Below are 25,228 nucleotides of genomic sequence, written 5' to 3' on the forward strand. Positions count from 1 at the left end.
CGCGCATGAATTCTACCTTACGCTTAATTTTCTCAGGCATCGTCGCGTTTGCGTTTTATTTTGCCTGGGCCTATTGGGCGAATAGCGGCCCCACAATTTCACCGGAAATGACCTTACGCGCTGCCCTGGTACAAGGTGCCTACAGCGGCTCAATTACGTTAGGTTTTACGTTTTTGCTGGAGCTCAGCAATCGCCATATCGCGCAGCGCTATTGGTCGCTTGCGTTTATGGTTCCCCTGCTTTGCGCAGTGCACAGTCAAACCCGACAGGCCGGCGCTATCCGCAGCGCGATGAATGCGGCATTGGATTTTTCGGCGCGACAATCAGCGAACTCATGTATTCCTGGTGTCGTGTTTGCGCCTTTGTTACCACTGGCGGTTCAGTCAGCTTTAGTCGTTGCCGTCAATATTCTTAATCAGACCCCGAATCTATGGTTAACAGTAACTCCATCGATCATATTTAGTGGCTTATATGCTTACAGCTACAGTATTACGTTGTGGCGTAAACGTATGCAACGTTAAATCAAACAATTACTGGTTAAAAATTGGACGATTGTAAAGTTTTGACCTACTGTTAAGGTTGAAGGAACAAGGAGAGGGAGTTAGCACGATGCAAGCCACTCGATTTGATTGTCACGGAGACTATTCACTTGCAGTTGAAAGTCGACTGTTGGTGATCCATGCCAGTAGTGCCTGGAATAAAGAGCGTTCGTTAGCGTTTGTAAACGACTGTAAGTGTTTAGTTAATGCCATGCTCGCACCACACCCATTCTATGTGTTGACCTGTACCTCTGACTGGTTACCTACCCATGACAGTTTGGATATTCTGCACGAACTAACCATCTGGTCGATTGCGCAAGGCATGCGCGCACAGGCCTTTTGTTTTTCCAGTCAGCTGGAAGTTGAAGTACTGACGCAAAAGATCGTGCCGCAGGATAATGAGCATTTTGTCCGCCGCGGGTTTATGGATGAAGCGGAAGCAAGGGCGTGGCTCTGCAGCATGGCCCGTGCGCATGGACACGAGCTTGTTTCCTTAGAAGCGTAATTTTCCCAGCGCAGTTGGGTAAGTTCTACTTAGCAGCTCCCAGAACTTATACCCTATGGACTGGAGTATTGGTTATTCAGGGAATGATCACAATACTCGCCGTCATGGGGCGCAACATGACTGGCTGGGCCGTAACGAACTCGCGAATTTCTGGGGCGTCTGACTGCCACAGTTGGATTTTAGTTGACTGCATAAAGCCCAAGGGCAGTGGCATCGGCTGTACATCAAACGACAGATTAAACGCCACATACACTCGCGCGCCTTCGTCGTTGGTGCGCGCATACGCCAGTATTTGGTTATCGTTATCAGCAGCATAATAATCAATAGCCCCGTTCACCAAAACCGGATTCATCTTGCGCAACGCAATGAGTGATTGATAGACGGTAAACAAGGCTTGATCGAAAATCACCGGGTCAGCGGTGCGCGGCAGTCCTAATGGGTGACCTTGTTCTGGGGCAAACTCAAGTTCCGGCCAAATGAGTGGTTTACGATTGTGCGGATCATCACTGCCCCACATGCCCATTTCGTCTCCGGCATAAATTTGAGGCGCGCCCGGCTGAGTGAACTGAAAGGCTAAAAAGGTCTTAACACGATCATAGGTTAAGGCATCGGGTTTACCAATACGGTACTCGGGATTGGCTTCAGCACTCGCGTTAAACTTATAGTTGGTTGAATTATAGAATGAGGTTAGTAAACGTGGCGTATCATGGCTGGCCGACATGTTCATCATAGCAAGGGCATGAGCGCGACTATAACCATGCTGCAGTTCCTTTAGCTGAGCCACCAGGTCAGTAGCAGAAATAGAATTGTTGATACCCGCGAAAAATCGGCGTGCGCTGCGGTACCAGCGATAATTCATGACTGCGTCAAAGATATCCCCTTGCAGTAAGTTAGCTGGATCAATAAGCTTATCGGGGTATTCCTGCCACCAGATCTCACCGATCAAGTAAGCCTCTGGATTGATAGAACGCACATATTGACGGTACTCACGCCAGAACCCTAAGGGGATTTCTGCCGCGACATCCAGTCGATAGCCATCTAAGCCGTCGGATGGGTCACCATCGCCATTAGGATCAAGCCAGCGCTTAGTCACGGCAAAAATATGCTGCTTGACTGCCGCCGATGCGATGTCACCCTCGAACACTTCAATACCATCCGAATGATCGACGCGTACCGTTTCGCGAATTTCCGGCATTTGCTTGACCCCAAACCAACCCTGAAAAGCAAACTCGTTGTCTGGCGTGTTTGGATCGTCAAATTGATCAACCCAATACCAATCAGCATAGGGTGACGCTTGCTGTTGCTTTAGGACATCTTGCCAAGCCCAAAAGGTATTGCCCGTGTGATTCCAGGAATAATCGAGGATCACGCGCATACCGCGCTGTTTCGCCTGTTTAATGACTTCAACAAAGAGCTTATCGGCACTGGTCATTACCCAAGTGGCAGGATCACTCGGTTCTTCTTGCGCAATTAACCGCTTATCTCCTGCCGGATCAGGGCCGAAGTTAACATCCACATGACGCCAATGGCGCGCATCAAATTTATGCAGCGAGGGAGAATCGTTCACCGGATTAAAATACAGCGCGGTGACTCCTAACGACTGCAGATAATCCAGTTTATCGAGTACGCCCTGCAAATCACCACCATACCGGCGTAAGCTGGTTTTTGTGCCAAATTTATCAATGGGGTAACCGCCGGTATCCAACTTGCCATGCACCGAGGCAAAATACGGATCCGGCGCATACCAGTCCTGTGTCCAGGGCGTGAGCTGCCAATCTGCTGGCACAAAGCCGGGATAACCACCGGCAAGGTCCTCAGCGGTTGGGTCGTTTGATGGATCCCCATTATGAAAACGCTCAACAAAGATCTGATACCACACCACATCCTGCGCCCATGCGGGCGGCTTGGATTGCGTTTGCTCTGAGGTGACTTCGCGTTGACAAGCACCGAGCAATAAAACGCTGGCAATTGCACCAATGGCGAGTGGTAATGTTAATTTCATGGATAACCTATGAGCGTATTTTGCGAGCTTTCGTTGCAGCATAGCAAAACACACTTAGGTTGCCTTAAACATACGTATGCAACCGATTGCTAACACCTGTTTTACCGCATGCGCACACAGGTAGCAGCATGCGCTACGACTATCGGGAAGAAATTAAGCTAGCTCGAAATACGCTCTAAGGTAACAAAATCCAGCGCATACGCATTGTTCTCATCGGCTTCACGATGCTCGCGGGCGATCTCATGCCAATAGGCATTTTCATCGTACTTGGGAAAAAACGTATCGCCTTTAACATCAGCATCGATAAAGGTCAGATACAGGCGATCAGCTTTGCGTAACAGTGTCTGATAGATCAAGCCCCCGCCGATCACCATGATTTCATCCACCGCTAGCGACTTTGCATGCTCGATAGCGGCATCGCAACTGTTAACAACCGTAGCGTCAGGCAAGGTGTAATCGGCTTGGTGCGTTATCACAATGTTTTCCCGGCCAGGCAATGCTCGGCCAATAGACTCATAGGTCTTGCGCCCCATGATCACCGGTTTGCCAAGGGTTACCGCTTTAAAGTGCTTAAGATCCGCTGGTAAATGCCAGGGCATGGTGTTGTTGGCGCCAATCACCCGCGCGGGCGTCATGGCTGCAATCATTGATATTCGCATTACGGGGCAAGGCTCATAAAATTAAAGCCCAGAGTCTAAACATTTTGCGACAAATTTGCGACCGCTGTTTAGGCGCTGGACTGGGTAATTACGCCGCGCTCTATTCGTTGGTGTAAATAACGTTCGGGTGATCGTCGTCTTCGTCATCATCCCAATCATCATCGTCCCAATCAGCCTGTTCAAGGGTGTTCTTATGGTATGTTTCCCACTTGAATTCCACTTCCTCTGCAGACTCTTCGGCCGCTTCATCGGTTGGTAATGACTGTAAGAAATCCATGACTTGACGGCATAAACTCTGGGTTTCAAGCTTTTGAAAGGCCGAGATTTGATAATACTCGCCTTCCCAGCCTAATTCCTTAGCCACACGCGCAGTTAACTCTTCAGCTTCTTCTGGTAACAACAAATCAATCTTGTTAAACACCAACCAGCGTGGTTTGGCTGCCAACTTGGGGCTGTATTTTTCTAGCTCGTTAATAATCGCGCGGGCATTGTCGACTGGATCGCTACCATCCGCCGGCATTAAATCGACTAAGTGCAATAATACGCGACAACGCTCTAAATGACGCAAGAACTGAATTCCCAGCCCAGCCCCTTCCGCCGCGCCTTCAATCAAGCCCGGAATATCGGCGATCACAAAACTCTCTTGCGAGTCCATGCGCACTACACCGAGGTTAGGAACTAAGGTGGTAAACGGATAATCAGCGACTTTGGGTTTGGCCGCAGAGACCGCGCGAATAAACGTTGATTTACCCGCATTTGGCATCCCTAGCAAACCCACATCAGCTAATAGCATCAGTTCCAATTTGAGGTTACGAATTTCACCCGGCGTACCATTGGTTTTCTGCCGTGGCGCTCGGTTAGTACTGCTTTTAAAACGGGCATTGCCCAGACCATGAAAACCGCCCTGAGCCACTTTGAGACGTTGACCGTGTTTGGTTAAGTCGCCCAGCACTTCAGCCGTATCAGCATCCGTTGCTCGGGTACCCACGGGTACACGTAACTCTAGGTCAGCCCCGCCGCGCCCAGTACAATTACTACCCTGGCCATTTTGGCCACGCTCAGCGCGATGAAAACGTTCAAATCGATAATCAATCAAAGTATTGAGATTCTCATCGGCAATCAAGTAAACACTGCCGCCATCGCCACCGTCGCCCCCATCAGGACCACCTCGTGGAATATACTTCTCACGGCGAAAACCGACGGTTCCATTGCCCCCATCGCCCGCTTCTACGCGGATGTCCGCTTCATCTACAAACTTCATGATTATCTCGATTTACTTACATTACATTGCGTAAGCCAATGTGTGCTAATAAGCACAGAAATCGGCTTACTGTGTGTTCTGTCGGCCGCGCTAATCGCATCGTCAACGTTAACGTGAAAGGCCATTCACCCTGCATAGGTGACTTGGATAATTAAACATGACTGCTCAATCATCCATTCATAGTGTAGTTAACACCAGCGGGCTTTGCATGGCAATGCCAGCCACTTGCATAAAAAAACCCCGCTTGAAGCGGGGCTTTTCTACAAATCTTAAATATTACTCAGCAACAATGCTAACGTATTTACGATTCTTAGGACCTTTAACTTCAAACTGAACTTTACCGTCAGCTAGAGCAAATAAAGTGTGGTCTTTGCCGATACCCATGTTGTCGCCGGCGTGGAAACGCGTACCACGTTGACGAACGATGATGTTACCCGCTAATACTGACTCACCACCGAAACGCTTAACACCTAAGCGTTTGCTTTCTGAATCACGACCGTTTTTGGTACTACCACCAGCTTTTTTGTGTGCCATGTGTTCGTGCTCCTATTATGCGCTAATGCCAGTGATCTTCACTTCAGTGAACCACTGACGATGACCCATTTGCTTACGTGAATGCTTACGGCGACGGAACTTGATGATCTTAACTTTCTCACCACGACCGTGCGCAACAACCTCAGCTGTTACTTTAGCACCCGCTACTGAAGGTGTGCCGATTTTAACGTCATCACCATTGCTTACCATTAAGATGTCTTCGAACTCAACCGTTTCGCCTGGTGCTACTTCGATTTTTTCAAGACGAACGGTTTGACCTTCGGCCACACGGTGTTGTTTACCACCACTTTGGAAAACCGCGTACATAAATTACTCCGCTCTGCGCTCTACTGCGCTGATTACAAAAACAGGGCGCGGATTGTACGTGATCTAGGAATGTGTCGCAAGGGTTAATGGCATAAAAATGGTTATTTTTACGTCACTTTTTACAATTCGTCGAAAAACCCGCTATTTCTATGGGAAATCTAGACCCCGATTGCCCCCGACAGGGCGGTATAGTAACCGATAATGATCAACTTGCTAAGCCCCTTCTACACGATGAAAAGCCGCTTTTATCTGCACACTTGACTGGATACCACGCGACTTTTCTGTAAAATTGCAGCCCATCACTCTTCGCACATAACTAATGCAAAGGCGCATGGATAAAAACGCAATTCAGCAACTCGCTAATCCTGACATGTTGGCTGTTAATCAGCTGATCCAAGAGCAAGTATCGTCAGATGTAGCCTTGATCAATCAACTCGGTTTTTACATCGTGAATAGCGGTGGCAAGCGCTTACGCCCCTTATTAACCGTAGTCAGTGCCAGAGCGCTAAATATTCAGGATGATGCGCATATTAGTTTGGCGGCAATCATAGAATTTATTCATACCGCGACACTACTGCACGATGATGTGGTGGATGAATCGACTATGCGCCGCGGCCGCGAAACCGCGAACGAATTGTTTGGCAATCAGGCGAGTGTTTTGGTGGGCGATTTTCTCTACTCGCGCGCGTTTCAAATGATGGTGGGATTGCAGCGCATGCGAGTGATGGATATCTTATCTGATGCAACCAATCGCATTGCGCAAGGCGAAGTCATGCAGCTGATGAACTGCAATGATCCTGACACCACCGAACAGCGCTATATGGATGTTATTTACAGCAAAACTGCACGTTTATTTGAGGCCGCTACCCAGCTTGCAGCCGTTCTGACTGAACAGCCGGAAACCATTGAACTGGCAATGCAGGACTATGGCAAGTATCTAGGCACCGCGTTTCAATTAATTGATGATGTACTCGATTATGATGCCGACGCCGCCACGATGGGCAAGAATGTTGGCGATGATTTAGCTGAGGGCAAACCTACCCTGCCACTCCTTTATGCCATGTGGAATGCCAATCCAGAAGATGCCGGACTGATCCGTCAGGCAATCGAAAATGGCGATGGCATGCAGTCGTTTGATCGGATCTTAGGTGTGATCAAACAAACGGGGGCGCTGGAATATACCCGCCAGTTAGCTGAGCGAGAAGCCGATGCCGCCATTGCAGCTCTGGCCCCAATTCCTGATAGTGAATACAAGCAAGCGCTGATTGCTTTGGCACATACGGCTGTAGAGCGGGACGCTTAACCCAGCGGACTCATTACTCCGTGCCCACCGCGTTGCAAAATATGGGTATAAATTTGTGTGGTTTTCACATCAGAGTGGCCTAACTGGTCCTGCACCGTGCGAATATCTGCACCAGATTGCAATAAGTGGGTTGCGAAACTGTGCCGTAATGTATGAGGAGTAACAGATTTTTTAATACCCGCGGCATAAGTTGCTTCACGCACCGCGCGTTGGATCTGCTTTTCATCAATGTGATGACGACGTAGCAGGTTACTCTCAGGATCAGTACTTCGTTTTTGTGACGGAAACAAGTATTGCCAATGCAGTTGCTTATTAGCGGATTGAAATTTTTCCGCCATTCGGTGAGGCATCCACACCCCAGCCCATGCAGGGCACTGAATATCTTGATGCAAGATCGTTTCTACTTGCTGAATTTGATTTTGAAGTGCTGAAAGTAAACTGTCTGACAACGTAACAACTCGATGCTTACCACCTTTGCCATGCCAAACCCGAATACATCGGTAGTTAAAATCAATATCACCGACCCGCAGACGGACACACTCCATTAAGCGCAACCCGCTACCATAAAGTAAACTCACCGCGAGTAAATGCTTCGGGGCGACATGGGCCAAGAGCAATGCTATTTCAGCCTTGGTTAGCACCACCGGTAATTTTTTCTGGCGCGCACTCCGCACAAATCCCATATCTTCACTGAGTGGCCTTTCGATAATCTTGGCGTAAAGAAAAGTGAGGGCATTTAATGCCTGAGCTTGTGTGTTCGCAGCGACATTTTTTTTCAACACTAAATGTTCAAGAAAGGAAACAACATCAGTGTCAGTCAATTGCGCCGGATGACGATTTCCGTGAAAACGAATATAAGCAGCTATCCAACGAATGTAACTCTCGATAGAGCGCTTGGCATAGCGTTTTGTGCGCATAAAATCCGCGACATAATTTAGAAATGGCGATCGCATAAGTTAGCCCAAATAAAACGTAAAATGGCGAATAAACGCACACAAAACCACTGTTCATAAATACAGTTTTAAGGCTTACTCATTTTCAGGTAGATATTTCTTCACTTTGTCCAAATGAATTCCCCCCAAATGTCCAATAACATGCCAAGTGAATATTGCTGGACGCTCCAGGCCAATCCGCTAAACTAGCAATACAGACTATGCACCAGATTGGCGTAAAAATTTGCCCCAAATTGGTGTCCAATAAGTTGTTATACACCAAATTAGGAATACAAAATGAACAAGGATGAAATAGAAGCAAAAGCTCTTTACGACGACATTCAAAAGAAAGAAGCTCTGCTAAATCAATTTGAGAAATTGAAGCCGAGCATAAAAGAAACACTTTTAAGAAACTTGGGCTTTATTGCAGTGTTCGCATTTTTACTCTGGATGTTTCCTGAGCTTTTTGAACAGCCTGTGCTGTACGCATTGCTATTGATGATTGTTGCAGTTAGTGCAGAAACTCACATTGAAAGTAAGAGAATTCATGACCGAATAGATATACTCCAAAGGCTAATGAAACAGTGATGTATAACAAGTCAATCAAGCTCACTCCCTGCGGTCGTTGGGACAAATACGTGTGCGGCCTCCTCGGATTATGCCGCACACATATTTGCCCCTTATTGGGGTGTTAGGCCTATAGAGGTAAAACATGATTTCAGAGGCAGATTGGAAACACTTCAAACAAGTTAAGGCAGATGCATTAGATAGATGCTGCCAGCAAGTTTTAGACGATGTGCGTAAAGGAATCGATGACCCCGAACTTTCAAATCATGCAAAATATCTTTATTTGTATAAATTGATGGAAAACAGCGACAAACGTATCGCCAACATATTCGATTACAATGCAAGGTCTAAAGCTATGCTGCAACTTGCATTAATGAAGTCAGACGGCCTTCTAGAAGCTAAACAAATTAGTGGCTTCTCAGATGAGTTACAAAGTTTTATTAATAGCCGTGACTAACTTATCAGCACGGCCTAACAACTCAATAAACTCACTCACTGCGTTCGCTGGGACGCATACACGCGGGGCGGCTTCGCCATTATGCCCCACGCAAATGCGCCGCTTAGCTTAATGTTAGATGCTTCATGTGCTCACAGTTTTTTTGAAAGAACAAGACTGCTTATTTCTTGAATATTAGTATAGTCTTGCGCGAGATATAAAAACTGGAGAAAGCTATGAAGAACTGGATATTTTTATCCGCGGCTATCATTTGTGAGGTAATTGCAACATCTAGTCTGAAGTCTAGTGAGGGTTTTACTAAATTAGCTCCTTCGTTACTTGTTGTTGCTGGTTATGGTGCAGCGTTTTATTTGCTTTCACTCACTCTCAAATCAATTCCTGTTGGAATGGCATATGCAATTTGGTCAGGGCTTGGAATAGTTTTAGTGACTTTAGTTGCTTGGTTCATGCATGGGCAAAAACTTGATCTTTGGGGTGCTGTTGGAATGGGGTTAATTGTAACTGGGGTTGTTGTGCTCAATTTGCTTTCAAAAGCCAGCGTGCATTAATTTGCAGCGCATCTAACAAGCCAAGTAAGCGGGACAATTACACGCAGGCTCCCGTCACTTCGTTCCGTATTATAGCCTGCGTGTAATTGCCCCTTCTTGGGGTGTTATATGCCTAGTGAGAATTGGTGCTAAATTTCATTGCTGAAGTTGGTAGTAGCTTCAAATGGGTATATAGAGATTGGTTCTACATTGGAGCATCCTCATACCGTAATATGGTAAGATTGGAGCATTCAAAAAGGAGCAAAGGTTGGCGAAAGCTGAACATTTCCATGTCAATACTCTTTATGCTTTTGGAACTTTTTTTGCTTCTTCAAATTACAAGGTAGTTTATGAATATTAATGTAAATATGGTTATGTTGCTTCCCTTATTCTTTGCAGTAATCCCAGCGATACTGGCCATCTATTTAGCTCACAAACAGAAACGTTCTAAACTTATTGCCGGTTTGGCCACTTTTTTCTTGGGCTTTTTTACTTGGGTTGGCGGTTGGATCCTGCTCGGAATAATGAACTTTATGGAGCCTAAGAAAGAGGTTAGCGAGTAGGCATATAACAAGCCCATTAATGCGCTGCGCTGGGACACTTACCTGTAGGCCCCTCCGCTTCGCTCCGTATTTTAGCCTACAGATAATTGCCCCTTATGGGGGTGTTGGTGAAAGCTAACCCACGAAAATGCGGAGGCTAGCACTTTCAAAGGGAGTCATTGTGTCTAGGCGTCAAGAGTTGACCCGCGTTGCGCACCACGCTACACTGAGTCTATGATTAAATCTTTTAAACACAAAGGGCTGAGGTTGTTTTTTGAAAAAGGCAAAACCTCGGGTATTCAGCCAAAACATGTGAAAAAGCTCCGCATGCAGTTGGCTGCTATACATTCTGCTCATGATATAGAAGACATAAATGTTCCGGGTTTCGCTTTGCATAAGCTTAAAGGGGATAGAACCAATATTTGGTCTATTACTGTTAATGGCAATTGGCGAGTAACTTTTGAATTTAAAGATGGTAATGCGTACATCTTAAACTACGAGGACTATCACTAATGAATATGCATAATCCACCGCATCCAGGGGAATTCATCGAGTCTATCTATTTAGAGCCTCATGAAGTTAGTTGCAGAACTCTTGCTACTCATTTGGGTGTTGCGGCTTCTACACTTAGTCGTGTAGTTAAGGGTAAAAGCTCAATCACGCCAGAAATGGCGCTTCGACTTTCTAAAGTTTTGGGCCGTAGCCCAGAGAGCTGGCTGGCAATGCAAGACAATTATGATTTGTGGCAAGCAAAACAGGTCACCGATCTTAAAAACGTTCAACCCTTAGATCTGCATGCCGCCTAACAAATCGATCAACGCACTCGCTGCGCTCGCAGGGACGCCTACTTGCTGCGGCTCCGCGATTTTAGCCCACAGCTAGCAGCCCTTTATGCTGGGCGTTATGTCACGCTCTTAAACAACATCACTTAGGGATTGATAAATGGAAAGCCAAACCTATGCAAGAGGCTCATGCAATTGTGGCGCTATTTCCTTTTCCATAGGTGTTCCTCTTGCTAGTGTTTTGATTTGCCATTGTTCAATTTGCAGAAAATCTACAGGAAGTGGAGGCATTGCTGTTACCGTTGTTCCAAACGAATCTTTAAAAATGGAAGGGGATTTAAGCGTTATTCAACAATGGACAAAGCCTAATCACGATTGGCTCACCAATTTTTGCAGAATATGTGGCTCTCCGCTTCCGGGAAAAAACGATGATGTACATTCCTATATTCCTGTGAGTCTTTTAGATTCGGGCTATGAAAACTTAGAAGTTAAGCATCATCTTTTCACAGACTCTAAGGCCACATGGGAAGAAATTGGCAATAGCGGCGAACGACACAAGAAAGCTTTCGGTGGGTAATAAAAGTTCAAGACATAAAAGTTATGTTTCAAGGAGGAAGCCGTGAAATTTATCCCTTCGGTTCTATCTTGTTTGTTAATTACTGGATGCGCTAATACTTCAAATATGGTGTATCGTCCTATTTGCTTAAACTCGGAACAACAAGCTCGAGAACTCGGACAAGAAATCTTCAACGATGGATTTAATAGCCGGGTTAGTTATTGGGTAACAGGCGATCCGAATAATTCGATCCCTTCTTTAGGTTTACTCTATGCTGGCTTTGACCAAACAGAATATTGCGAAAATGGCGGCTATCCAATTATTATCACGTTTGATTCTGAAAAGGCAGGAAACGATGCGGATAACATTATCAAGTGGTCTGAAATCGTGTTAACCAAAATGCTCAAGGACCGCGGGTTTGCAACATAACAAGCCAATAAAGCTCACTCCCTTTGGTCGCTGGGACAAATACGCAATTGGTCAGAATAACTTTTTAACATCGCGGTAAAAGTTTTCATGAGAACCAAGAGCTATCAATTCAAGTATTACAGTACCATCTTCGTAGCTGTAACCAAGTAAAGTTAACTGCTTGACCATCTTGAACTTGTACACGCGAAGAAAAGCTAGGTCGCCTTTTTTCTGTTCTCCTAGAAGAGGGTCGTCCATCAGTTCCTTTACAGCTTTATCTAAGTCTTTTTTCTGATTTGTATGTAACTTCTTTACTGCTCTCTTAAAATTAGCTGTCTGTAAAACACTGGTAATCCTAGCCAAAATCGTAAGGCTCCAATTTTCCTGCCTCTTTTTCCGCTTTGGAAATAATTGCCTGTTTCACGAATTCGTATGGTAAATCAGGATTATCTTCCATCATTTCACCTATCTTTGCCCAATGCTCAATCTGTTTTGGCATAGTTCGGTTTAGTGCTTTGCCCATAATGGTAGCTTTCTCAACTAGATCTTGGTCTAGTCTTACACTCGCGGTTGCCATAATGTGTCTCCTAATAGTCCGTTGCCACATTGTAGCAATGCGCTACAGGTGTGGCAAATTGCGTATAACAAACGCTTTAACACTCGCTGCGCTCGCTAGGGACAAAAACACGTAGGCTCCCTTCGCTTCGCTCGGTATTATAGCCTACAGGTAATTGTCCCTTATTGGGGTGTAAGAAATTTTTTAACTGACAGGATGTTTTATGAAAGCCAAAATACTCTTCTTTATAACCATATTAAGCTTTAGCCAATTTTCTTTTGCATACCAAAAGGAAATCGATAAATTTTTTGAGCTTTACGAATCAGGAAAAATTTCAGAGGCAGTCGACTCTATTTACTCTTCAAATAAATGGATAATTCAAAAGCCTGATGATGTTCAAAATGTTAAAGCTCAACTCAACTATCTTAATAGTTTGGTAGGAGAGTTCTACGGTAAAGTAATGCTTGGCGAGGAACATCTTGCCGAAAAGCTTTATCACATAACATACCTGGCACTATACGAACGCCAACCCGTAAGGTTAGAATTTGTATTCTACAAGCCGCAAGAAAAATGGATTATTTATTCATTCTCTTTCGACGATGAGATCGATAATGATCTGCAAAGATTCGCTAGAGATAAAATTGCTGGCTATGACATTGGTTTCTAATAAGCACTCAAGGCTCTCCCTTTGCTCGCTGGAACGTAAAGGGAAGCCTTTATGACTGATTACTTTGGTTCTTGTCTGTGCGGTACAGTTAAATTTGCAGTACAAGGGAACTAAATTTATGAGTCACGCAATTTTCATCAATCTAAAATTAGTACTTGTTTGCCTTGGCGCGGTGGTAATAGTCATTTGGGGTTTCTACGCCAATGAAGCGAGAAAAGAGATCTACTTCCTTTGCAGTAACTTTACGGCAGGCACATCAATTTCAAGCGTTACCTCACAATTGAATACCGCCACTCTATCCTCGTATAGCATTGCGCAGATTGACGGTGTAAATAGCATCACGCAAAGCAGTGAGGTTATATTTAACATGGCTCGCTGTACGATCACATTTAATCCGGATCAGACCGTTGCTACAGCGGCGTTTACATGGGGCTAAGCGATAGGCCCGTTAATGCCTGAAAAAACCAAAGCAGTAAATAAGCTTTTCTATATAATGCCCGCGCTAAAATAAATTTCGAGTAAGGAAACGAATGAAAATTTTAAAATCCATTGCCTGCCTGTTAATTCCACTTTCAATGACCGCAGCTACTCATGCTGATGAGTACTCTTTTGGTATTGGCGTTGGGAGCTTATACAGCGGTTTGGGAATAAACATAGCGTCTCACTCAGATAATAATCTCACGTATGTCTCTGCGGGTTGCGTGAGTTATTCCAGTAGAGCTGGTGCTACCTGTGGTATCGGCGGTGGTTGGATAACCACCAGTATTCTCAGTGTTCCCAATAATAAACATGGACTCGGCGCTTATATCGGTATTGTAGGTACTGAACGGAAAGCCTTTGATGAAAACGATCCGATTTATGGCGGCGGTTTGGGTTACTATTATTTCTTTAATGGTATCGACCGCGCGGGCACGAACCTAGGGCTCGGCTTCATGGTTGGTGATTCTAACGAGGGTACTGACAGCGCCCTCGTTTTTCAGCTAGGCTACCAGTTTTAAACCATCTGCCAAATCAACAAGGAGTAAAGCATGGAAGAACCACAAGAATACTGGGGTATGCCATTACGTTCATATTGTATGCTGATCCACATCAGTCAACTCTCCAGCATCGTCGCCCCCGGTTTAGGATTTATCCTTCCCATCGTGATGTGGTTGGCCAATAAGGATAAGCACCCGGATATTGATAAGCACGGCAAAGTCACGGTCAATTGGGTGTTAAGCCTGTTAATCTACAGCATCATTTGCGGTATTTTGACCATTATATTCATCGGTATTATTGGCTTGGGTTTATTAGCACTATTGAATTTCTTGTTTGCCATCATTGCAGCTGTTAAAGCCAATGATGGAAAGCTCTGGCAGTACCCATTGAGCATTCCATTTTTGAAGGTCTAAGGCATGTTTGCACACTGCAAGATCCAGCACGTTGTCGCAGTGTGCTTGTTGATTATTACCCTTGCCAGTTGCGCGTCATTATCCTTGCCATCTACACCATCTGAGACTGATGGAATGACCGCGCTGGCAGAAATATCTCCACAAGACATTACGGGTGAATACCTGCTCACCATTCAAACCGCTGATAAGCAGGGAGCTTTTGTGTATCTCAATACCAAAGCTGACTTACGTGAACCTGACAATATTACGGTGACGATCCCGCCTGCCCTTGTCGCTGTTTTTGAAGCACAAATGGGCGCTCCGCTCGAACAATTTTTGCTGGGTAAAACCATTGCTGTAACAGGCAAAGCTAAGCGCGTGCTGATCAGTGCAAACCAATCGGCCGGGGCAGAGCCATCGGCGAAGTATTACTATCAAACGCATATTCGTATTAAGCAGATTGAAGAGTTACAACTGATTGAAACTGTGAACTAATCCAGGCCAACCAGAAGCGGTTGGTACTCCCCGTCCTCCCGCGCTGACAAAATTGTAAAAGAGTATGGCCAAACATAATCCTGCAGCTAAATAGTGTTATGCTCGCCAAAGTGTCATGCCCAAAAAGGAACCAACAAATGAAATTACAGCAATGGGGCGGTCTGGCTGCATTAACTGAAGCGACGACGTATCTGTTCGGATTTGCGCTATTTTTTGGGGTGCTAAATACCAGCCATCTCACCAGTGCTGAGCAGCGCTTAGATTATCTACTACAACACCAAGACACTTATTTTTTGGGCTACCTGATCATTGGCGTTTTATTTAGCTTTGTTTTAATTGTGTTGGTACAGGCACTGCATCAGCGTTTGCGCGCATCGGCACCGCAACTTATGCAGTACGCAGCAACGGTTGGTTATATTTGGGCAGGCTTTGTACTCGCCAGCAGTTTTGTGTTTCTGGCGAGTCTGGCCACATTGTCTAATGTGCATGAGACGTCTCCAGAGAGCGCACTGCTTATCCACCAAACACTTGCCGTGATAATTTCTGCGCTCGGTGGTGGTATTGAGCTCATTGGCGCCGTGTGGGTGCTTTTGCTCAGTCTGGTTGGATTGCGTGCCGGTATTTATTCTCGCTGGCTGCACGTTTGGGGCTTAGTGGTCTCCTTGGCTGGCATTTTAACTTTACTGGCCGGACTAGAATCACTCCGCAACCTGAGTTTTTTTGAATTAACCACGGCACTGTTTGGACTCGGTCAGATCCTCTGGTTTATTGCACTTGGGATCGCAATGTTGCGTGATCAACAGGATAACTAGCGATGAAAAAAGGAGCAACACCATCCATTACTTACCAGATCAATGCTCCAGTCACGGTAGCGCAATTTACTGATGTGCTGCGCAGCAGTGGCCTTGCCGCACGGCGCCCGGTCGATGACCATGCATGCTTGCAAGGCATGCTGGATAACGCCAATTTAACTGTTAGTGCTTGGCTTGGGGATCAGTTAATCGGTATCGCGCGCTGCGTTACCGACTTTCATTATGCGTGTTACCTATCCGACCTGGCGATCATTAAAGACTATCAAAGTGCAGGTGTGGGCAAACAACTGCAGCATTTAACCCAACAACAGCTTGGTCCACAGGCCAAACTCATTTTACTCGCCGCCCCAGCCGCGAATGACTATTACGCACATATTGGCTTTAGTCATAATCCGCGCTGTTGGGTGCTGGAACGTGAACACAGTTTAATTAACGAGACTGGAGAGGATTGATGTACATCCCACGTCAAATGCAATTGACAGATAAGGCGAGTATTGGAGCCTTTATTAACCGATATAATTTTGCTGTGTTGATGTCATCGGATCTACAAGTCACGCATGTGCCATTGCTATACAGTGAGCAGAGCGATGGCTCAGCTACCTTGCTGGGTCATATGGCAAGGGCTAACCGCCATTGGCAAGCCATGCTTGAGCAGCGCGTTACGGCTGTATTTACTGGCCCACATAGTTACATCAGTCCACGCTGGTATCAGTCGACCCCCAATGCACCAACTTGGAATTACGCAGCAATTCAATGTAGCGGCACATTCACTCAGTTGGATGAAAGCGCCACTCGTGATGCGGTTATGCAACTGGTTGCCCACCAAGAGCCTGAAATTAGTCAAGATCCTCAATATTGGCCTGAGGAATACATCCAACGTTTAGTCAAAGCGGTCGTCGGTTTTACGATTAAGGTTGATGATATTCAAGCGAAAGAGAAACTCGGGCAACATAAAACAGCAGCCGATCAAATCGGCGTTTATAACGCGTTGCAACAAGCGCCTGATCGGTCAGCGCAACAACTAGCCGCCTACATGCGCGCAGCACAAAAAGGTATGGGTTAACAGATAGACCATTAAGGAATGAATTACGTGAAGATCTATGGTGATGCTCAATCAGGGAATTGTTATAAAGTGCAACTAACCTGTGCGTTGTTGGGGATTGATTATACTTGGCAAGCCATTGATATTTTAGCGGGAGATACCGCGTCGGCGGATTTTTTAGCGCACAACCCGGTGGGTAAAATCCCTTTATTAGTGCTTGATGATGGGCGTTGCCTGGCTGAGTCAAACGCGATTATTAATTACCTAGCCTATGGCAGTGCGATGCTACCTAGTGAGCCCTTTGCTTTGGCAAAAGTGCAGCAATGGCAGTTTTTTGAGCAGTACAGTCATGAGCCATATATCGCGGTTGCCCGTTTTATTGCCAAATACTTGGGAATGCCTGAGGAGAAGCGCAGCGAATTTGAAGCCAAGCAAGCGGGTGGCCATAAGGCGTTACAGGTAATGGAGCAGCAGTTGCAGCAAACGTCTTTTTTGTGCGGTGAGCAGTTGACGACAGCGGATATCAGTTTATATGCGTATACCCATGTTGCTGATGAAGGCGGTTTTTCCTTGGCGCAGTATCCTGCAATACAAACCTGGTTGGCACGCATCGCAGCACAATCAAATTATAGCGCCATGCCAATCGCGTAACCGGTATAAAATTCTATTGACCGAGGTCGTTGTATCGCGCATGGTATTAGCTGGTTTTCGTCAACGGATATAAGGCTCCCCGTGCAAGGCTATCGGATCAGCACCAACCAAAGTGAATTTGATCAAGAATTGATCTATCAGTTTATTTCCACCAGCTATTGGGCTAAAGGTATGCCGCGCGACTTGCTCGAAAAAGCCATCGCCAATTCTTGGTGCTTTGCGGTATTTGATCAGGATTACCGGCAAGTTGCCTTTGCCCGCTTGATCACCGATAAAGCTACCTTTGGTTATTTAGCTGACGTGTTTGTTATCGAAGCCGCACGCGGCCAGGGGATCAGCAAATGTTTGGTTGAGTACATAGTGTCCTTACCTGAGGTCCAAGGCTTCCGCCGCTTACTCCTGGCAACCTACGACGCACATGGCTTGTATGCGCAATATGGCTTTAAGCCGATTGAAAAAGTCGAGTCACTGATGCAGATCTGGCAACCTGACATTTACCAGCAAATATAGCGGCCCAGACATTTGAAGGAGTAAAAGATGGAAATCCGCATTGATGATTTAAGTGGCGGTGAAGTCATTGAATTACTGCAAGAGCATCTGACTGATATGTACGCTACGTCACCACCAGAAAGTGTGCATGCATTAGATGTTGAGCGCTTGAAAGCACCAGAGATCACGTTTTTCAGTGCCTGGGATAACGGCCATCTGATGGGCTGTGTCGCCCTTCGTCAACTCAGCGCAACAAACGCAGAAATTAAATCAATGCGCACCGTTAAAGCCTATCGTCAGCAAGGCGTGGCCAAAGGCTTACTCGAGCATCTTCTAGCCTATGCGCAAACACACGACATCAAGCAGCTTAGTCTCGAAACGGGTACACAAAGTTATTTTGACGCCGCACGAAATTTGTATCGCAAACTCGGATTTTTGGATTGTGGCCCATTTGGTGACTATCGCTTAGATCCCAATAGCCACTTTATGACAAAGGAGCTGTAGTTCTATTCTGCTACGACCACACAATTACGACCGCGACGTTTAGCTTCATACATGGCTTCATCAGCCCGATGCAAAAGGTCATCAATATTTGCTGGCGGTATAGCACAAGCAAGGCCAATACTGGTAGTGATCTTAACTCTGCCTTTACCCGAGGTGACATGAATATCAGCTGTTTTCTCTAACAACCGCTGGGCGAGTAACATCGCCGCATCGCAAGGTTCAGTGATCAGTAAAACAAACTCTTCGCCACCAAAGCGCCCAAACACATCGGTCTCGCGGATCAAGGTGTCGACGGTGAGTGCAAATTGTTTGAGTACTTCATCACCCACACCGTGGCCATGGGTATCATTGATTTGCTTGAAGTGATCAAGATCCAGCATCAGCAAACAGCAGGTTTGATTTTGACGTACGGCGAGCTCCAAGCGTTGTTGTGCCAGCAATAAGAAGCTGCGGCGATTGCGCACGCCTGTAAGTTCATCGGTATTGGCCTGAATTTCAGCCCGTGTTTTCGCCCGCTCTAACTCTATGGTGCGCATCTGAACTTCATTCTCTAAGCGTTCCTTCGACGCTTCCAGATGCTCACGATACTGCATTTCCGCTTGTTGCTTGTCGCGGCGCAGTTGTCGCACCAATAACCCCATAGCGAACATAATGGTGATCATCTCAATATATGAAGCCACTGGCGGCAGGTAATAGTTAAGCATGTTATGTTCAACGTATCCAAGATCACGCAGGGCCTGAAGAACCAACCCCGCTACCAAGGTTGCCCAAGCAAGGGTAAATATACCCGCCTCGTTCGCGCCTTGCCGCCAGCGCCAGAAACCCACAACCAGCATTACAGGATACAATGCCAGCGCCAAAGTTATGGTGATAATGGCCATAGCTTTGATCTGAAAAACTGCTGCGACTAAAAGTAAGCAAGCATTTACTATCATTAAAATCAGCAAATAATCAGCTTTAAGAAGGAATTTCCGGGTTCGTAAGAAAGCGCGGGCGAAAATCAAACCACACACAATCGTCACAGCGCCACTGATAGACATCAGGCTCCAGTGAAAACTATCAGTGATAACGTGTTGATGAGTGAGCCCTAAAATCGTTGCCCAGCAGGTAATTTTTGACAATGAATAGAGGGCATAGAGAAAGAATATCTTCCGCCCCGCCGCAAATCCGGCAACCAGCGAAAACAACGCCATCAAGAAAAAACCACCGAACAAGAACAGCAACAAGCCCGATTCCTTGACGTGAGATCCGGTCAACGCTTGAGGAGACCAGATCCGCATACTGGGGTAGGTGTATCCCGCATCTGTAGCCCCAAATCGAACTAACAGGGTCACACTGGCATTTGCCGGAACGTCCACGGGGATAACAAAGCGATTGTGAGTGACTGGACGGGCTGAAAATGGCGCATCTAAATCGAGCCGCTGGAACAAGTGCACGTCTAGGTTGTTAAGATCCACGCGGTAGGCATCAATTTCAATCACCTGATGGTCGACGTACTCTAAATGTAGCGTCAGATCTTCAGCTGTCGTATTTTGCAGTGCAAAGACGGACCAGGTGTCACCACGCACCAACCCAGTAGAACCTTGGGTGGATAAATTTGTGAATTGCCCAGCGTGCAGTGCGCGTAAAACATCAATCGCGGTTTTGCTGTGCTGCGGATCGAAATAGATGTGCTCAGCGCCTGTGCGCTGGGTACCTGCCTCGTCAGCGCCAACCATGATCGGATCCACTGCCGTTGCAGCAACACTGTTAATACACCCGAACAACAGCAGGAGTATAAGTAAGATTATACGTTGACGACTACACACTGACTTTATTTACCTTACCCATTTCCTGCGCCTTGCGCTCGGCGTCTGACCGAGGACTAACTGTTATGCCGCGAGAGTATATAGAATGGCGATCCCGATAGCCACTATGGTTGCTGAGGTTTTCTCCTGCTCTAACGACGGGTCAATGGAGGTTTATCAGAGATGTTCTCGCAGGGTATTGTTTCATCGAGAAATTTCACCTAAAGTGCAAATGTCGCAATATTCCGACACGGCTAGGGAATTTTCACTGATGGACATCAAAGGATACATCGACTACTTCGCTGAAATATCGCATTTACCGCGCAATGAACAGTTTACGCATTTGGAGCGTGCGCGCGACAACATCAATCAGCGTTGGCCATTGCCCTATTTTTTCACCTTAGCTGTGCTGATCCGCGCCTTGGTGCTAGGGGCAAGCTATGCGATGGCCAGCTTGCTTTTAGACTGGCCGCTATGGGCCATTGTTATCACGATGATTTTTGCGTTATTACTTTCCCGCCTAATAGAAAATGAAATTATTTGCCACCAAATACGTCAACAATTAAAAAATATAGTGAGCACCCACTTACCTTCTAATCAATAATTTTGCCTAGATGAATAGTATTAACCGCCGCGGTGTGTTGAAGATCAGCCAGACTAAGCTGTGCTTTCGGATCTAATTGATATTGTTGCGCAAACCATAACGTTAAGGTGGCTAAGGCGTCATCTAATGCATTATGTGCTGGTGCAGCCGGCAAGTTTAAGCGATCCCGACACACCGCCAAAGTGGCGCTATTCGGGGGTAACACACTGTGCTGTTTCTGGAGCGCATAAACAGCCATCTTCAGGGTATCAAGCGTGACTATACTGGGGACATGTAGGCCTAAGTTAGTGGCTACAGTATTTAGCACGCCAACATCCAAACTCGCATTATGGAATACCCAAACGTGACTATCGACATAGCTTTGTAATTGTTCAACTGCTGCCTGAACAGGCGCACCTTGGCGAATTTGCTCATCGGTTAAGCCATGGATAACCGGGCTCTGCTGTAAGTCATCTTTGGTGCGGATAACTTGATAGAAACAACTGGCCAGATCCACACTATAATTACGCCCCTCTACCCAGCCAATCGATAACACTTTGGCACTATTGGGATCCAGTGAAGTTAGCTCTAAATCGATCGCTAGCAGCGGTAACTCGACCAATTTTTGTGTCGCAAAAGCGGCAGGCAGGGCTTGCCGCTGACTTCCACCAAGGCGTCTAAACCAGTCTATCCAAGCCACAACTTACCCCACGCCACCAGAGAACTTCATCACCGCTGCTTGCTGCGCCCGATCAATGGCTTTAAACGCGGCTTTAAGTTGATGCTTTTCAATTGACGACAATTCACTGACAGCGACACAGTTATCAGTGACTTTTTGGGTCAGCTGGTGACGCCAACGTAAGCGATTAAGAAACAGCCAAATATCCCGCAAATTATCTGCGTCACGCGAGGACAGTCCTGAGGTACTGGGCAAATTTGCCAAACGGCCCAGCGTTGCTGGCATCTTCAAGCCACTTTCTAAGGCATATAGACGCACCAAATTATTAATAATCGCCACGGCGTTCTTCTTCAGATCAATGCTGTCTTTTACCTCGCGTCCTTTCTCATACACAAATTTTTGAAACATTGATAAAGGCACATTGATTTCATTGGTGTGTCGGGCTAGCGCAGCAAGAAACATTTTCTGCTGCAGCAGCGGCGCGCGGGCCGCTTGCAGTTGTTTGAACAATTCCACATCACCTGCGGCTGCGCGAGCATCCAAGAAAATATTAAAATGCATGATCGCATCGGGCGTCGGTTGCTTAACCCAATTGCGCGCTTCCTCCAACGCCGCGTCTAACGACAGGCGTAAGTCAGGATTCGAGGCCATGATATTGCCTGGGCAGAGCTTGATACCGCATTTGTTCAAGCCCTGACACACATAATCTGCCAGCTCAGCAAAATACTGCGCTTCCGCCTCCGTAGGCGTGCGCGCAAGCAATAATGCATTATCTTGATCGGAGCCTAGGGTTTGGTCCTCGCGCGCTTGGGAACCATAGACCACCCAGCAATATGCCATAGGCGCAGGACCCGCATTGTGCTGATAAAAGGTAATGAGTTTACGCGTCATAATATCAGTGGCCTGCGAAAGCACTTTACCCACAATATCAAAATCACCCGCGCGTTTGGCGTGAGTTGAGAAGTAATGCGGGATTTGCCAACTGGCACGCGTCAGTTCATACAGGTTTTTAGCCTTAGAGAGCTCACCAATCACAAATAACACGTTGCCCCTTTGGTGGCGCACAATGTCACTTGCCGTGATCATGCCTACCGGTTGGTAACTGAATCGATCAACGACCGGCAGGTGATGAATATTGCGCTCTGTCATGAGTGATAGGGCATCAAACAATGTGCGATTTTGCGTGATCTTGGCCGGGTCAGGGGTCATCACTTCAGCCACAGATTGTGCATAGTCAGTTCCACGAGCCACCACTCGGTTACGCAAATCGCGGTCAGTGAGAATGCCAACCAAATTGGTGTCTTGAGTGATTAACAAAGAGGATACATTTTGCTCCGCCATTAAGGCAGCAGCCTGACCGATGGATTGCGCCACATCTGCTACCACCGGCGCTTTGCTGATCACCTCAGATAGCGGCTTGTACAGCCACATACTGTTAGAGTCGGTGACCGCACTGTTTTGTAATGCATCAGTGTTAGCACTATTAAAAAAGTTAGCGATCGTTGCATTTTCCATTACTTCCAGCACGCTATCACGCGCTAGGCAAAACACCAGTCCCGGCATGTCTACGGTAATACTAATGGGATATTCAACATTATCGAGAATGCCACTGATCCCAAAATAGTCGCCATCGCTTAAGTGGCGTGTTGGACCATCAGAATCCTTGACTGAAAATTGCCCGGCTTGGATCAGATAAAGGCAATGCGGATTGGACTGCAGCAACTGCAGTTTATTGTCCTCAGTAACGTAGATCAGATTGGCTTTTTGTGCCAAGCGCTGAATTTCACCCTCGCCTAACTGGTCGAAGGGCGCCGACGTGCGCAGAAAATCGCTAATCTGTTGTGGCACTGTGCTCACGGCTTTCTCCTTACGCAACTAACACCGACACCACAAAGTATACGCGGGTGATAGTAGCAAACACTGGTTTAGATCAAAAAAAGGCCCGACGAAGTCGCCGAGCCCTTGCTCTTTACAACCAATAGCAATTAGTGTGCAGACGCTTCACCAGACCCTTTCGGGAAGCGGATGCTCTCAACTAATTCTTGAATATCTTTTGGTGCTTCATCGGTCATCTTAAAGACTACAAAAGCAACCACAAAGTTAACGGCCATACCCAAGGTACCAATCCCTTCTGGTGAAATTCCAAACCACCAGTTGGCAGGAACGTTAGCCGCTGGATTCACAAACTTAAAGTAAATGATATAGGCCGCGGTGAATGCGATACCCGCAATCATGCCCGACACAGCGCCTTTATCATTCATACGTTTGCTAAAGATACCCATAATGATCGCAGGGAAGAAGCTGGATGCCGCCAGACCAAAGGCAAAGGCCACCACCTGCGCAACGAATCCGGGCGGATTGATCCCAAAGTATCCGGCAATACCGATAGCCACCGCAGCGGCGACGCGGGCATAGAACAGCTCGGCTTTATCACTGATATCGGGGGCAAAATTGCGTTTTAACAAATCATGTGACACCGAGGTGGAGATAACCAACAGCAAACCTGCCGACGTAGACAGCGCAGCAGCAACACCACCCGCAGCCACCAAGGCGATAACCCACGCTGGTAAGTTGGCAATTTCAGGGTTCGCTAATACCATGATATCGCGATCCACTTTCATCTCATTGCGCTCATCACCAGAGTAGAACATTTTGCCGTCACCGTTTTTGTCTTCAAAGCCAATCAGCCCGGTTTGCTCCCAGTTTTTGATCCAGCTTGGCGCTTCAGCATAGCTGGTGCCAGTGCCTTGTGAGCCGTTGATGGTTTCGATCATGTTGACCCGGGCAAATGCCGCTAATGAAGGTGCGGTTGTATATAAGATAGCGATAAATGCTAACGCCCAACCTGCACTCTTACGCGCATCACGCACCTTAGGTACGGTGAAGAAGCGCACGATAACATGCGGTAAGCCAGCGGTTCCCACCATCAGGGCAAACGTGATAAAGAAGACATCAATGGTGCTCTTAGTGCCTGAGGTATATTCATTAAAGCCGAGTTCGGTCGATAGCCCGTCCAGCTTATCCAGCAAGTACACCCCGGACCCATCAGCCAGCGTTGCGCCGAAACCGGTTTGCGGCAGAATGTGCCCAGTAACCATCATTGAAATGAAAACTGCAGGTACAATATAAGCGAAAATAAGTACGCAATATTGTGCTACCTGGGTGTAGGTGATCCCTTTCATACCGCCAAGTACGGTGTAAAAGAATACGATCGCCATACCAATAACCACACCCGTAACAATATCGACTTCGAGGAAGCGACTAAAGACGACGCCAACCCCACGCATTTGCCCTGCCACGTAGGTGAAGCATACAAAGATGGCACAAAATACCGCAACCGTTCGCGCGGTTTGTGAGTAGTAACGATCACCAATAAAATCTGGCACCGTGAACTTACCGAACTTGCGCAAGTAGGGTGCGAGACAGAGTGCCAGTAGCACGTAGCCACCGGTCCAGCCCATTAGGTAAACGGCACCGTCATAGCCCATAAACGAGATCAAACCGGCCATGGAAATAAAGGATGCCGCAGACATCCAGTCAGCCGCTGTTGCCATCCCGTTCATGACCGGCGGTACACCACCACCAGCCACATAAAAGTCATTGGTTGAACCGGCACGTGCCCAAATAGCAATTGCAATGTATAACGCAAACGAGCCGCCTACGATTATAAATGTGAGAGTTTGAACATCCAT

Annotated in this window: 35 protein-coding genes; 23 read left to right on the forward strand and 12 right to left on the reverse strand. The window is 46.7% G+C overall.

All coding sequences use genetic code 11. The features are described from left to right. The first annotated feature begins 5 nt into the window (after positions 1-5). Both AC121Z_RS14445 and AC121Z_RS14450 read left to right on the forward strand, forming a co-directional pair. Positions 6-521, forward strand: a complete 516-nt coding sequence (locus AC121Z_RS14445; protein WP_498124826.1) for a hypothetical protein — start codon at positions 6-8, stop codon at positions 519-521. 88 nt (positions 522-609) lie between these two features. Then, positions 610-1,044: a hypothetical protein gene (locus AC121Z_RS14450; protein WP_498124827.1), complete on the forward strand. Its 435-nt coding sequence runs from the start codon at positions 610-612 to the stop codon at positions 1,042-1,044. A gap of 76 nt (positions 1,045-1,120) precedes the next feature. Here AC121Z_RS14450 and AC121Z_RS14455 read toward each other — a convergent pair whose 3' ends face one another. From AC121Z_RS14455 to rplU, 5 genes are all read right to left on the reverse strand, one after another. Then, a complete protein-coding gene (locus tag AC121Z_RS14455; RefSeq protein ID WP_498124829.1) occupies positions 1,121-3,046 on the reverse strand; it encodes a glycoside hydrolase family 13 protein in 1,926 nt (641 codons plus the stop codon). 158 nt (positions 3,047-3,204) lie between these two features. Next, positions 3,205-3,705 carry a type 3 dihydrofolate reductase gene (gene folA / locus AC121Z_RS14460; protein WP_498124831.1) on the reverse strand — a complete coding sequence of 167 codons (501 nt, stop codon included), beginning with the start codon at positions 3,703-3,705 and terminating at the stop codon, positions 3,205-3,207. Between the two features lie 100 nt (positions 3,706-3,805). Beyond that, positions 3,806-4,966, reverse strand: a complete 1,161-nt coding sequence (cgtA, locus tag AC121Z_RS14465) for an Obg family GTPase CgtA (RefSeq protein WP_498124833.1) — start codon at positions 4,964-4,966, stop codon at positions 3,806-3,808. A gap of 276 nt (positions 4,967-5,242) precedes the next feature. Next, positions 5,243-5,500, reverse strand: coding sequence for a 50S ribosomal protein L27 (gene rpmA / locus AC121Z_RS14470; protein WP_100643728.1), 258 nt, complete (start codon positions 5,498-5,500; stop codon positions 5,243-5,245). Between the two features lie 15 nt (positions 5,501-5,515). Then, positions 5,516-5,827: a 50S ribosomal protein L21 gene (gene rplU / locus AC121Z_RS14475; protein ID WP_498124835.1), complete on the reverse strand. Its 312-nt coding sequence runs from the start codon at positions 5,825-5,827 to the stop codon at positions 5,516-5,518. A gap of 331 nt (positions 5,828-6,158) precedes the next feature. On the opposite strand from rplU, the gene ispB reads away from it, so the two are divergent. After that, entirely contained in the window at positions 6,159-7,130 is a 972-nt protein-coding gene (gene ispB, locus AC121Z_RS14480; RefSeq protein WP_498124837.1) for an octaprenyl diphosphate synthase, read from the forward strand. Here the strand turns inward: ispB and AC121Z_RS14485 are convergent. Then, positions 7,127-8,083: an integron integrase gene (locus tag AC121Z_RS14485; RefSeq protein ID WP_498124839.1), complete on the reverse strand. Its 957-nt coding sequence runs from the start codon at positions 8,081-8,083 to the stop codon at positions 7,127-7,129. The two genes, ispB and AC121Z_RS14485, sit on opposite strands and share 4 nt — an antisense overlap. Before the next feature lie 276 nt (positions 8,084-8,359). Between AC121Z_RS14485 and AC121Z_RS14490 the strand changes: the two genes are divergently transcribed. From AC121Z_RS14490 to AC121Z_RS14525, 8 genes are all read left to right on the forward strand, one after another. Then, a complete protein-coding gene (locus AC121Z_RS14490; protein WP_100658450.1) occupies positions 8,360-8,650 on the forward strand; it encodes a hypothetical protein in 291 nt (96 codons plus the stop codon). A gap of 124 nt (positions 8,651-8,774) precedes the next feature. Further along, complete coding sequence (locus tag AC121Z_RS14495; protein ID WP_498124840.1) at positions 8,775-9,086, forward strand: hypothetical protein; 312 nt, start codon at positions 8,775-8,777, stop codon at positions 9,084-9,086. Between the two features lie 215 nt (positions 9,087-9,301). Continuing rightward, complete coding sequence (locus tag AC121Z_RS14500) at positions 9,302-9,634, forward strand: Qac family quaternary ammonium compound efflux SMR transporter (protein ID WP_255051615.1); 333 nt, start codon at positions 9,302-9,304, stop codon at positions 9,632-9,634. 329 nt (positions 9,635-9,963) lie between these two features. Further along, positions 9,964-10,176 (forward strand): hypothetical protein, encoded by a 213-nt coding sequence (locus AC121Z_RS14505; protein ID WP_498124842.1) that lies wholly within the window; start codon positions 9,964-9,966, stop codon positions 10,174-10,176. Between the two features lie 213 nt (positions 10,177-10,389). Beyond that, positions 10,390-10,668: a type II toxin-antitoxin system RelE/ParE family toxin gene (locus tag AC121Z_RS14510; protein WP_498124843.1), complete on the forward strand. Its 279-nt coding sequence runs from the start codon at positions 10,390-10,392 to the stop codon at positions 10,666-10,668. Then, a complete protein-coding gene (locus AC121Z_RS14515) occupies positions 10,668-10,961 on the forward strand; it encodes a HigA family addiction module antitoxin (RefSeq protein WP_498124845.1) in 294 nt (97 codons plus the stop codon). Before AC121Z_RS14510 ends, AC121Z_RS14515 begins: the two co-directional genes overlap by 1 nt. A gap of 136 nt (positions 10,962-11,097) precedes the next feature. Next, a complete protein-coding gene (locus AC121Z_RS14520) occupies positions 11,098-11,514 on the forward strand; it encodes a GFA family protein (RefSeq protein ID WP_498124847.1) in 417 nt (138 codons plus the stop codon). Positions 11,515-11,556: 42 nt separating this feature from the next. Next, a complete protein-coding gene (locus AC121Z_RS14525) occupies positions 11,557-11,922 on the forward strand; it encodes a hypothetical protein (protein ID WP_498124849.1) in 366 nt (121 codons plus the stop codon). Between the two features lie 51 nt (positions 11,923-11,973). Here the strand turns inward: AC121Z_RS14525 and AC121Z_RS14530 are convergent, their stop codons facing one another. Both AC121Z_RS14530 and AC121Z_RS14535 read right to left on the reverse strand, forming a co-directional pair. Beyond that, complete coding sequence (locus tag AC121Z_RS14530) at positions 11,974-12,264, reverse strand: type II toxin-antitoxin system RelE/ParE family toxin (RefSeq protein WP_498124851.1); 291 nt, start codon at positions 12,262-12,264, stop codon at positions 11,974-11,976. Continuing rightward, complete coding sequence (locus tag AC121Z_RS14535) at positions 12,257-12,478, reverse strand: TA system antitoxin ParD family protein (protein ID WP_012518669.1); 222 nt, start codon at positions 12,476-12,478, stop codon at positions 12,257-12,259. The genes AC121Z_RS14530 and AC121Z_RS14535 overlap by 8 nt, the downstream gene beginning before the upstream one ends. A 202-nt stretch (positions 12,479-12,680) precedes the next feature. Here AC121Z_RS14535 and AC121Z_RS14540 point away from each other — a divergent pair, with 202 nt between their 5' ends. From AC121Z_RS14540 to AC121Z_RS14590, 11 genes are all read left to right on the forward strand, one after another. Next, positions 12,681-13,124, forward strand: coding sequence for a hypothetical protein (locus tag AC121Z_RS14540; protein WP_498124854.1), 444 nt, complete (start codon positions 12,681-12,683; stop codon positions 13,122-13,124). A 118-nt stretch (positions 13,125-13,242) separates the two neighbouring features. Further along, positions 13,243-13,560: a hypothetical protein gene (locus AC121Z_RS14545; protein WP_498124856.1), complete on the forward strand. Its 318-nt coding sequence runs from the start codon at positions 13,243-13,245 to the stop codon at positions 13,558-13,560. A gap of 94 nt (positions 13,561-13,654) precedes the next feature. Then, the gene (locus tag AC121Z_RS14550; protein ID WP_498124857.1) at positions 13,655-14,122 is read left to right on the forward strand and encodes a hypothetical protein; all 468 of its coding nucleotides are present in this window, start codon (positions 13,655-13,657) and stop codon (positions 14,120-14,122) included. Between the two features lie 30 nt (positions 14,123-14,152). After that, the gene (locus AC121Z_RS14555) at positions 14,153-14,515 is read left to right on the forward strand and encodes a DUF4870 domain-containing protein (protein ID WP_498124859.1); all 363 of its coding nucleotides are present in this window, start codon (positions 14,153-14,155) and stop codon (positions 14,513-14,515) included. A 3-nt stretch (positions 14,516-14,518) separates the two neighbouring features. Further along, a complete protein-coding gene (locus tag AC121Z_RS14560; RefSeq protein WP_498124861.1) occupies positions 14,519-14,989 on the forward strand; it encodes a hypothetical protein in 471 nt (156 codons plus the stop codon). A gap of 137 nt (positions 14,990-15,126) precedes the next feature. Beyond that, positions 15,127-15,801 (forward strand): DUF4386 family protein, encoded by a 675-nt coding sequence (locus AC121Z_RS14565; RefSeq protein ID WP_498124863.1) that lies wholly within the window; start codon positions 15,127-15,129, stop codon positions 15,799-15,801. Positions 15,802-15,803: 2 nt separating this feature from the next. After that, positions 15,804-16,253, forward strand: coding sequence for a GNAT family N-acetyltransferase (locus tag AC121Z_RS14570; protein WP_498124865.1), 450 nt, complete (start codon positions 15,804-15,806; stop codon positions 16,251-16,253). Next, entirely contained in the window at positions 16,253-16,864 is a 612-nt protein-coding gene (locus tag AC121Z_RS14575) for an FMN-binding negative transcriptional regulator (RefSeq protein WP_498124867.1), read from the forward strand. Before AC121Z_RS14570 ends, AC121Z_RS14575 begins: the two co-directional genes overlap by 1 nt. 27 nt (positions 16,865-16,891) lie before the next feature. Continuing rightward, a complete protein-coding gene (locus AC121Z_RS14580; RefSeq protein WP_498124868.1) occupies positions 16,892-17,494 on the forward strand; it encodes a glutathione S-transferase family protein in 603 nt (200 codons plus the stop codon). A gap of 81 nt (positions 17,495-17,575) precedes the next feature. Further along, entirely contained in the window at positions 17,576-18,004 is a 429-nt protein-coding gene (locus AC121Z_RS14585) for a GNAT family N-acetyltransferase (protein WP_498124870.1), read from the forward strand. Positions 18,005-18,031: 27 nt separating this feature from the next. Then, positions 18,032-18,487 (forward strand): GNAT family N-acetyltransferase, encoded by a 456-nt coding sequence (locus AC121Z_RS14590; RefSeq protein WP_498124872.1) that lies wholly within the window; start codon positions 18,032-18,034, stop codon positions 18,485-18,487. A gap of 2 nt (positions 18,488-18,489) precedes the next feature. Here AC121Z_RS14590 and AC121Z_RS14595 read toward each other — a convergent pair whose 3' ends face one another. Next, a complete protein-coding gene (locus tag AC121Z_RS14595; RefSeq protein ID WP_498124874.1) occupies positions 18,490-20,295 on the reverse strand; it encodes a sensor domain-containing diguanylate cyclase in 1,806 nt (601 codons plus the stop codon). A gap of 211 nt (positions 20,296-20,506) precedes the next feature. Between AC121Z_RS14595 and AC121Z_RS14600 the strand changes: the two genes are divergently transcribed. Beyond that, on the forward strand, positions 20,507-20,878 hold the full coding sequence (locus AC121Z_RS14600; protein WP_498124876.1) for a hypothetical protein: 372 nt from the start codon (positions 20,507-20,509) through the stop codon (positions 20,876-20,878). Here AC121Z_RS14600 and AC121Z_RS14605 read toward each other — a convergent pair. The 3 genes from AC121Z_RS14605 to AC121Z_RS14615 form a co-directional block, all read right to left on the reverse strand. Further along, on the reverse strand, positions 20,868-21,557 hold the full coding sequence (locus AC121Z_RS14605; protein WP_498124878.1) for a 3'-5' exonuclease: 690 nt from the start codon (positions 21,555-21,557) through the stop codon (positions 20,868-20,870). The genes AC121Z_RS14600 and AC121Z_RS14605 overlap by 11 nt on opposite strands. A gap of 3 nt (positions 21,558-21,560) precedes the next feature. Further along, complete coding sequence (locus AC121Z_RS14610) at positions 21,561-23,393, reverse strand: DUF294 nucleotidyltransferase-like domain-containing protein (RefSeq protein ID WP_498124880.1); 1,833 nt, start codon at positions 23,391-23,393, stop codon at positions 21,561-21,563. A 128-nt stretch (positions 23,394-23,521) separates the two neighbouring features. Further along, entirely contained in the window at positions 23,522-25,228 is a 1,707-nt protein-coding gene (locus AC121Z_RS14615; RefSeq protein ID WP_498124882.1) for a sodium:solute symporter family protein, read from the reverse strand.

It is taken from the genome of Alteromonas sp. DYW1, assembly GCF_059752595.1.

Coding starts and splice junctions, on each gene's coding strand:
- AC121Z_RS14445 (WP_498124826.1), top strand. CDS start 6: ATGAATTCTACCTTACGCTTAATTTTCTCAGGCATCGTCGCGTTTGCG.
- AC121Z_RS14450 (WP_498124827.1), top strand. CDS start 610: ATGCAAGCCACTCGATTTGATTGTCACGGAGACTATTCACTTGCAGTT.
- AC121Z_RS14455 (WP_498124829.1), bottom strand. CDS start 3,046: ATGAAATTAACATTACCACTCGCCATTGGTGCAATTGCCAGCGTTTTA.
- folA (WP_498124831.1), bottom strand. CDS start 3,705: ATGCGAATATCAATGATTGCAGCCATGACGCCCGCGCGGGTGATTGGC.
- cgtA (WP_498124833.1), bottom strand. CDS start 4,966: ATGAAGTTTGTAGATGAAGCGGACATCCGCGTAGAAGCGGGCGATGGG.
- rpmA (WP_100643728.1), bottom strand. CDS start 5,500: ATGGCACACAAAAAAGCTGGTGGTAGTACCAAAAACGGTCGTGATTCA.
- rplU (WP_498124835.1), bottom strand. CDS start 5,827: ATGTACGCGGTTTTCCAAAGTGGTGGTAAACAACACCGTGTGGCCGAA.
- ispB (WP_498124837.1), top strand. CDS start 6,159: ATGGATAAAAACGCAATTCAGCAACTCGCTAATCCTGACATGTTGGCT.
- AC121Z_RS14485 (WP_498124839.1), bottom strand. CDS start 8,083: ATGCGATCGCCATTTCTAAATTATGTCGCGGATTTTATGCGCACAAAA.
- AC121Z_RS14490 (WP_100658450.1), top strand. CDS start 8,360: ATGAACAAGGATGAAATAGAAGCAAAAGCTCTTTACGACGACATTCAA.
- AC121Z_RS14495 (WP_498124840.1), top strand. CDS start 8,775: ATGATTTCAGAGGCAGATTGGAAACACTTCAAACAAGTTAAGGCAGAT.
- AC121Z_RS14500 (WP_255051615.1), top strand. CDS start 9,302: ATGAAGAACTGGATATTTTTATCCGCGGCTATCATTTGTGAGGTAATT.
- AC121Z_RS14505 (WP_498124842.1), top strand. CDS start 9,964: ATGAATATTAATGTAAATATGGTTATGTTGCTTCCCTTATTCTTTGCA.
- AC121Z_RS14510 (WP_498124843.1), top strand. CDS start 10,390: ATGATTAAATCTTTTAAACACAAAGGGCTGAGGTTGTTTTTTGAAAAA.
- AC121Z_RS14515 (WP_498124845.1), top strand. CDS start 10,668: ATGAATATGCATAATCCACCGCATCCAGGGGAATTCATCGAGTCTATC.
- AC121Z_RS14520 (WP_498124847.1), top strand. CDS start 11,098: ATGGAAAGCCAAACCTATGCAAGAGGCTCATGCAATTGTGGCGCTATT.
- AC121Z_RS14535 (WP_012518669.1), bottom strand. CDS start 12,478: ATGGCAACCGCGAGTGTAAGACTAGACCAAGATCTAGTTGAGAAAGCT.
- AC121Z_RS14540 (WP_498124854.1), top strand. CDS start 12,681: ATGAAAGCCAAAATACTCTTCTTTATAACCATATTAAGCTTTAGCCAA.
- AC121Z_RS14545 (WP_498124856.1), top strand. CDS start 13,243: ATGAGTCACGCAATTTTCATCAATCTAAAATTAGTACTTGTTTGCCTT.
- AC121Z_RS14550 (WP_498124857.1), top strand. CDS start 13,655: ATGAAAATTTTAAAATCCATTGCCTGCCTGTTAATTCCACTTTCAATG.
- AC121Z_RS14555 (WP_498124859.1), top strand. CDS start 14,153: ATGGAAGAACCACAAGAATACTGGGGTATGCCATTACGTTCATATTGT.
- AC121Z_RS14560 (WP_498124861.1), top strand. CDS start 14,519: ATGTTTGCACACTGCAAGATCCAGCACGTTGTCGCAGTGTGCTTGTTG.
- AC121Z_RS14565 (WP_498124863.1), top strand. CDS start 15,127: ATGAAATTACAGCAATGGGGCGGTCTGGCTGCATTAACTGAAGCGACG.
- AC121Z_RS14570 (WP_498124865.1), top strand. CDS start 15,804: ATGAAAAAAGGAGCAACACCATCCATTACTTACCAGATCAATGCTCCA.
- AC121Z_RS14575 (WP_498124867.1), top strand. CDS start 16,253: ATGTACATCCCACGTCAAATGCAATTGACAGATAAGGCGAGTATTGGA.
- AC121Z_RS14590 (WP_498124872.1), top strand. CDS start 18,032: ATGGAAATCCGCATTGATGATTTAAGTGGCGGTGAAGTCATTGAATTA.
- AC121Z_RS14600 (WP_498124876.1), top strand. CDS start 20,507: ATGTCGCAATATTCCGACACGGCTAGGGAATTTTCACTGATGGACATC.
- AC121Z_RS14615 (WP_498124882.1), bottom strand. CDS start 25,228: ATGGATGTTCAAACTCTCACATTTATAATCGTAGGCGGCTCGTTTGCG.